A 6,865-nucleotide genomic window follows, 5' to 3' on the forward strand; every position below is an offset into this window, starting at 1 on the left:
CAGAGACAACATACCGATTTGTTTTCGCCCTTCCTAGCGGAACTTGCTGAGTTGTTGCGAAAGTGTGAATTGTGATTGTGTTTTGTTCGGGCAATGACCGAACCGTCGGGGGAGAGAGGAGTGAATGAGAGGAGCGATGGCGTGATCCGCCAGGCGGTGGCACAGGATGGTGCGGCCTTGAGTGCCCTGTTTGCGGCGCTCGGGTACCCGCAGGAGCAACCGGTGCATCTGGCGGCGCAGCCGGGACGTGAAGTGCGGGTCTGGGCGCAGGAGGAGGGCCTGTGCGGCGTGCTGGTCTGGCACTGCTTGCAGCCCCTGCACGTGACAAGCCGCTGGGGGCTGATCTCTGCCCTGGTGGTGGCGCCGCATTGTCGCGGTCAGGGGATCGGTGCCGCCCTGCTGGCCGATGCCGAGCGCCGCGCCGCCATGGCAGGATGCACCCAGATGACGCTCTCTAGCAGTGAGCAGAGAACCGATGCGCACCGTTTCTATGAGCGGGCGGGGTATCGCGAGCGGCGCAAGCAGCTGTGCAAGTGGTGGCAGGAGGGAGGATGCTGAAGCGACTGCGTGGTTGGTTTGAGCGAAGTGCGGGGCGTGAGAGCGAGCCACTACCGCTGGCCGAGGTGTTGCCCCTCATTCCTATTCTTGAGGGGCTCAGCCAGGGCGAGCAGGCGCGCCTGTGCGAGCTGGCGGCGCTGTTGTTGCGGCGCAAAACCCTGACCCAGCTCGGGGTTGAGCTCAGTGCCGAGGATAAGGCGGCCCTGGCCTTGCAGGCGGCGCTGCCTATCTTGCATCTGGATATGGAGTGGTATCGCGGTTTTCACGAGATCATCGTCATCCCCGAGCCGGTGGTGCGCCGGGAGATGGTGCAAAACGAGTTCGGCCTGGTCGAGGAGATTGAAGAGGAGCATGCCGGCGAATCCTGGCAGCAGGGGCCGCTGGTGCTGGCCTGGAGCGAGCTGGCCCAGGACGGTGGCTGGGATGGCTACAACCTGGTGATCCACGAGCTGGCCCACAAGATGGATATGCTGGGGGGCGATGCCGATGGGGCGCCGCCGATGCGCACCGGGATGGAGATGGGGCGCTGGCGCCGCGATTTTCAGGCCGCGTTTGATGCGCTCAACGGCCAGCTCGATCGCGAAGAGGAGCCTGCCATCGACCCCTATGCGGCCACTCACCCCGCCGAGTTCTTGGCGGTGTGCTGCGAGATGTTCTTCACCCATCCGCGTCAGCTGGCCGGCATCTACCCGGCCGTGTATGGCCAATTGGTGGCCCTGTTTGGCCAAGATCCCCAGTGGCGTCAACCCGACGCATGGCCTCCGGCCGAGCCGACGGCGCAGGTCATGTCGTGACATCCCCATGAAAAAGGGCTCCCGCAGGAGCCCTTTTTATTGACCACTCGCGCTTAGGCGGCGGCTTTCAGGGTCGCCGCCGGCTTGGCCTTCTCGCCGATCGGCAGCACCACGCGGCCAAACTGCTCGTTGAGCACCGTCGCCATGGCCAGGTAGATGGCGCTGGCGCCGCAGATGATGCCTTCAAAACCGGCGATGGTGCCGATCAGAGCGCTACCGGTGAAGTCACGGGCGGCCAGCAGGAAGAACAGTACGGTCAGCGAAGCGAACACGAACTGCTTGGCCCGCGGGTAGTTCACGGTGCCGATCATCATGAACAGGGTGAAGACGCCCCACATCAGCAGGTACCAACCCATGTAGGCTTCCGGGGTCGGGGTAGAGAGACCCATGGAGGGCATGACGATCAGGAAGACCAGGCTCCACCAGAAGGTGCCGTAGGAGATGAAGGCGGTCACCCCGAAGGTGTTGCCACGCTTGAACTCCATGATACCGGCGATGATCTGGGCCAGACCGCCGTAGCACAGCCCCATGGCCAGGATCATGGCGCTGATCGGGAAGAAGCCGGCGTTATGGATGTTGAGCAGTACTGTGGTCATGCCAAAGCCCATCAGGCCGAGCGGGGCCGGGTTGGCCAGTTTTTCACTCACTTGGGGTTCTCCGAAAAGAGGGTGATTGGAAAAGTCGCGCGATTCTAGCAGGCCGCAGGGGGGGCGCAAGGGGAAGGGGCGGGCTTTGATGAAAAAAGACGAAGATTGAACGGCGCAGGAGGAGGTTGTTGGTGGCCGGTAGTTGGCTTGTGACGCCGGGGTTACAAAAAGCGGGGCCAACGGCCCCGCCCTGGTGAGGGTTAATTTGCCTCGGTGGAGAAGAGTACCCTTGCCTGGCTCTTCGCATCGCCTGGCTTGCTGTCGAGCACGAAGATGCGCTCCGGTGAAATGTCGTAATGTTCCACAAATTTTGTCTTGATGGCCTGGGCTCGCAGGGTGGCCAGCCGCCGCAGGCTCTTGTCGCTCACCGGCTGCTTGGCGGCCAGGGTATCGATGCCGAGTTGCCAGGCGCTCTGGCTGCCCGGTACCAGCTGGTGGGCGAAGGCCAGCGCATCGATGCTCTGCGCGAAGGTGCTGGCATAGAGGCTGTCCAGTGCATCCTGTAGCTGGGGATCCTGCCCGATCTGCTCGAGCGAGATGCTGCGCTCGAGCTCCTTGCCGAGCTGGTTTTCCAGCTGCATGCGCTGCAAGGCCTGCAGATCGCCGCCGCGATCCACTTCGCCCCGCAGGTTGAGGGCCAGTTGCGGCCGCTGGCGCAGGGCACTGGCGAGCGAGGCGATGCGCGGTGCCTGCGCCTCAGGCAGGGTAATGTCGCCCGGATTGAAGCGGATCTCGTCGAGCTCCTCGTGGCTGCCGGCGAGGGAGGCGAGCAGGGAGAAGGGGGAGGTGACTGCCTTTCTCAATGTGTTGCCGACCACGTTCCACAGCAGGCTGCCGACGCTGAAGTCCGGGTTATCGAGATCCCCTTTCACTTTGAGATCGAGGGAGATGACGCCATCGGAATCCGCCAGCAGGGCCACTGCCAGCTTGAGTGGCAGATCCAGCGCCTCCGGGCTCTCCACCTTGTCACCGAGCTGCAACTTGTTGATGCGGATATCGTTGCTGCCTTCGAGCGTACTTCCCTGTAACTGGTACTTGAGCCTCATCGACAGCTGCCCCTTGTCGATGGCATAGCCGGCGTAGGTGGCCGAGTAGGGGGTGAAGGTGGTGAGCTCCAGATTCTTGAAGCTGGCGGTCATGTCGAGCACCGGCTTGTCGACCAGCAGGTTGGCGCTCCCCGCTATGGTCACGGGGGCGTAGCGGTCGACCTTGCCTTGCAGGGCGATGTCGGCCCGATGGCCAGGAATATTGCTGATGTGCCGGGTTGAGCCGTTGAGAGCGGCAATGTCGACCACGAAATCGCGGCTCAGGCGCCGATCGGCAAAGCGTAGGTTGCCTTGGCGAGTCACCACCTCATCGACTGTCAGCTGGGGCTCAGGCCCTTGACTGGAGCCGGTCGGGGCGGCGGGCAGCAGCAGGGTTTGCAGGTTAGTCGAGCCATCTTTGTCGATCTCGATACGGCTATAGGGCTGCTCGAGCAGGACCTTGTCGATCTCGACGCGCAGCTGTCGCAGGTCGGCTTTGAGGTTGTTCATGGTCATCTTCTGCCAGGCCAGCAACCGCAGGTTGTCGCGCTTATCGACCACCTTGAGATCCTGCACCGTCAGGGTGCCGTTGAGGGTAGCCTGGCGCCAGGCGCCATCACCGTCTTGCTCCAGCACCAGTTGCTGGCGACCGTTCAAGGTGCCGGTCTCGATGCGGGCGCGCAGGTAGTTTTGCAGGTAGGCCTGGGCCCAGCCAAGCGGCACCGTCTCTTGCTCCAGGGCGGCATTGAGGGTGAAGGGGGTGAGGCTCAGCGTGCCGGCGAGGCGGAAGTTGGCGAGATCATCGACCCGGGTGCTTACCTGCAACTGGCTGACGCTGCCGGCGCGGTCATCAAGGGGGCCGAGGTGCCCCTCCAGCTGGCGCAGCGAACGCAGGCGCTGCTTGCCCGAGCTGGGTTCGCTGAGATCCACGCTGCCCCCCTTGAGCGTCACCTGACCCACTTGCCAGCGCCAGGGCTTCTCGCTGCGCGAGCCGGGCTTGTGGCGTGGCTCCGGCTCCTTCGTGGCGGGCAGCAACAGCGGCATAAAATCCGGTAAGTATTGCTCGTCGAGTCGCGTGACGAGGTGGGGGCTATCCCAGCGCACCCGCTTGATGGTCAAGCGCTGCCGGGTGCCGTCGATGTCGATGCCGTCGAGGGTGAGCCGCTTGAAGCGAGCAATCTCACTGGGCAGCTCCCCCATGGGGTTGCCGCGCCGGATCTGCCACCCATCGAGCGTCAGTGCGCCTTGGGTGACGTGCCAGCCCTGCTCGCTGGCTTGAAAGGCCAGCTTGGCACTGGCGCTCCCCTTGGGCAGGGTCAGTTGCACCCAAGGACGCCAGAGGGGGGCCAAGGGGGAGAGGTTGAGTGTTTCCAGGCTCGCCTCCCCCTTGATCTGCCAGGGGGCGAGTTTCAACTCGCCCTGACTGGACAGCCGCGCCCCATTGAGGCGGGCCGTGAGCTGAAATGGCAGGGCGCCGCTGCCGCGCAGGTTGACCCCCTGCACTGAGGCCGCCAGCGCCGTCAGATCCATCTCGGGATCGTGCTGCGCCTTGGGCAGGTCGCGGCCGTCCCGATAGTGCACCTTGCCCCCTGCGACGGTCAGACGGTCGATCTCGAGCGGCGGTGCGGTGCCGGCGGAGGAGGAGGCGGCAGTTTCCTGAGTGAAGGGGGTGAGCGCATCGAGCAGGTTGAGGCGCCGCTCACCGCTACGCACCAGGGTGAGCTCGGGGCGGCTCAGGCGCAGGTCATGAAGGCGCAGGGTGCGGGTGCGCAGGGAGTCCCACCACTTGGGTGAGAATGAAAGACGCTCCCAGGCCAGCAGCGGCTTGCCCTGACGGTCGCGCAGGGTCACGTGTGCCAGTACCAGCTCACGGCGGCCAAACTCTGGGGTGTCCCAGTCCAGGCGCAGGCCATAGTGCTGCTCAAGCCAGGGAGGCAGTTGGCGCTGGATGAGTGAAGGGGTTTGCCAGATCAGCACGCCGACGGCGAGCAGTGTCCCGACAGTCCAATAGGGCCATTGACGGCGGGGGAGGGGGAACTTCATGGGAGACTCCGGACACGGGCAAAGCGGGGCTATTATGGCACCGTCGTCGGTGCCAGACCATAGCGCCGCCAGAGGGCAGCCGCCACGCCCTGGCGTGTCAGCGACTGCATCATCTGCTCAAATACCGGGAGCGCGATGGGGGCGGCCGGGGCAATCAGCATGCGCAACTGATAGCGCTGATCGAGCCGGGTCGATATCAGCAACTGCTCCGCCAAGGGCGGGTCCCGTGCCAGCTGGGAGTCCAGATAGGCTCGGGTCAGTACCGCCACGTCCCCTCGCCCGAGTTGCAAGGCCCGCAGCGTGCTGGCGTTGTCTTTGACCAGCGTGATGCGAAAGCGCTGGTGCAGGCGGGCAGGGTCCCCCTCGAACTGGCTGAAGCCATAGTGGTAGCCCTCGACCCCGATCAGCCGGTGGCGGGTCACATCCTCGAAAAAGCGCTGATCCCGACCGGGCACCCGCATGGCGACGTAGACCTCGCCACCGAAGTAATAGGAGGATGACGCCTGCACGGCGTGATCCTGCCAGCCCCACTTGAGATCTTCGAACATCATCATGTCAAAGCGGCCTATGTCTAACGCTTTGTAGCGCTGGGCGCTGGAGGTGGGGACGAAGATGAAGCGGTAATCGTGCTGGGTGCGGTTGAGGGCGGTGATGAGATCGAGCGTGAGGCCATACCATTGGCCGCCGGGCCCTTTTTCGACGAAGGGGGCGAAGGGGTAGCCCCCCACTCGTATCTCGGTGTGGGCCCACGGGGCACTGCACCAGAGCAGTATCAACAGCCACAGTCTACGCATCATCGTCCATTCACCCATGAGTCCGGTACCCCAGCATCCGCTAGCCCTGAATGAAATTCAACTCCTCCAGCGCTCCCCGGCAGCGTTGCTCGGCGGCCCCCAGCTCGGCCAGCACCATGGCGATATCCTCGAGTTGCTGCAGCAGGCCACCGCGTTTGGCATCGATCATGGCAATCATAGAGCCAAGCTGGGTACGGCTGCTGGGATCGGCTTCATACATGGCGAACAGTTCACGCACCTCGGCCAGGCTAAACCCCAGCCGCTTGCCGCGCAGGATCAGCTTGAGCCGGGTGCGATCTCTGGCGCTGTAGACGCGGGTTTGCCCCTCCCTGGCCGGGGTCAGCAGCCCTTCGTCCTCGTAGTAGCGGATGGTGCGCGGCGTGATGTCGAACTCATGGGCCAGTTCGGAGATGGTGTAGGTGGGCGGGGCTCTCATAAGGCGTGCTCCTGATGACGATGGGCAGTCATGGCGCGCCCCACCTTGGAGCCGTTCTGGCGGCCGAGGGCGCGGCTGACCCAGGCGCCGGTGGCCGCCAGTGCGACGAGATCGATGCCGGTGCTCATCCCCAATCCATGCAGCAGGTAGACCACCTCCTCGCTGGCCACATTGCCCGATGCCCCCGGGGCGTAGGGGCAGCCGCCCAAGCCCGCCACCGCGCTGTCGATGAGGCGCACCCCGCGCTCCAACGCCGGCAGCAGGTTGGCCAGGGCCTGGCCATAGGTGTCGTGAAAGTGCACCGCCACCTGGCCGGCGGGCACTTCGCTGAGCACCGCATCGAGCATAGGAGCGACGCTGCCAGGGGTGCCGACGCCGATGGTGTCGCCCAAGGAGATCTCGTGACACCCCATGTCGAGCAGGCGGGCGGCGAGGCTGGCCACCCGCTTGGGCCGGGTCACCCCGTCATAGGGACAGGCGATGACGGTGGAGAGGTAGCCGCGTACCCTAACCCCTTGCCGGCGCGCCTCGGCAGCCAGCGGGGCGAAGCGCGCCAGGGAGCTCTCCA

The 6,865-nt window shown here is 64.7% G+C and carries 7 protein-coding genes; 2 read left to right on the forward strand and 5 right to left on the reverse strand.

Annotation, left to right across the window (positions count from 1 at the left end; all coding sequences use genetic code 11):
• Positions 1-141: 141 nt before the first annotated feature.
• Positions 142-558, forward strand: coding sequence for a GNAT family N-acetyltransferase (locus BN1134_RS07555; RefSeq protein WP_232300609.1), 417 nt, complete (start codon positions 142-144; stop codon positions 556-558).
• Positions 552-1,352: a M90 family metallopeptidase gene (locus BN1134_RS07560; protein WP_084214745.1), complete on the forward strand. Its 801-nt coding sequence runs from the start codon at positions 552-554 to the stop codon at positions 1,350-1,352. The genes BN1134_RS07555 and BN1134_RS07560 overlap by 7 nt, the downstream gene beginning before the upstream one ends.
• Positions 1,353-1,405: 53 nt before the next feature.
• Here the strand turns inward: BN1134_RS07560 and BN1134_RS07565 are convergent, their stop codons facing one another.
• From BN1134_RS07565 to BN1134_RS07585, 5 genes are all read right to left on the reverse strand, one after another.
• The gene (locus tag BN1134_RS07565) at positions 1,406-1,999 is read right to left on the reverse strand and encodes an acetate uptake transporter (protein WP_042046332.1); all 594 of its coding nucleotides are present in this window, start codon (positions 1,997-1,999) and stop codon (positions 1,406-1,408) included.
• Positions 2,000-2,199: 200 nt separating this feature from the next.
• Positions 2,200-5,067 (reverse strand): DUF748 domain-containing protein, encoded by a 2,868-nt coding sequence (locus BN1134_RS07570; RefSeq protein ID WP_042046333.1) that lies wholly within the window; start codon positions 5,065-5,067, stop codon positions 2,200-2,202.
• 32 nt (positions 5,068-5,099) lie between these two features.
• Positions 5,100-5,864 (reverse strand): substrate-binding periplasmic protein, encoded by a 765-nt coding sequence (locus tag BN1134_RS07575; protein WP_042046334.1) that lies wholly within the window; start codon positions 5,862-5,864, stop codon positions 5,100-5,102.
• Between the two features lie 37 nt (positions 5,865-5,901).
• Positions 5,902-6,297, reverse strand: a complete 396-nt coding sequence (locus BN1134_RS07580) for a MerR family transcriptional regulator (protein ID WP_042046336.1) — start codon at positions 6,295-6,297, stop codon at positions 5,902-5,904.
• A partial coding sequence (locus tag BN1134_RS07585; RefSeq protein WP_042046337.1) for a beta/alpha barrel domain-containing protein occupies positions 6,294-6,865 on the reverse strand: 572 nt, incomplete at its 5' end. The genes BN1134_RS07580 and BN1134_RS07585, both read right to left, overlap by 4 nt.

The organism is Aeromonas simiae (assembly GCF_000820125.1).
In the GTDB taxonomy this organism is placed as follows: Bacteria; Pseudomonadota; Gammaproteobacteria; order Enterobacterales; family Aeromonadaceae; genus Aeromonas; species Aeromonas simiae.

Coding starts and splice junctions, on each gene's coding strand:
- BN1134_RS07575 (WP_042046334.1), bottom strand. CDS start 5,864: ATGATGCGTAGACTGTGGCTGTTGATACTGCTCTGGTGCAGTGCCCCG.
- BN1134_RS07560 (WP_084214745.1), top strand. CDS start 552: ATGCTGAAGCGACTGCGTGGTTGGTTTGAGCGAAGTGCGGGGCGTGAG.
- BN1134_RS07570 (WP_042046333.1), bottom strand. CDS start 5,067: ATGAAGTTCCCCCTCCCCCGCCGTCAATGGCCCTATTGGACTGTCGGG.
- BN1134_RS07580 (WP_042046336.1), bottom strand. CDS start 6,297: ATGAGAGCCCCGCCCACCTACACCATCTCCGAACTGGCCCATGAGTTC.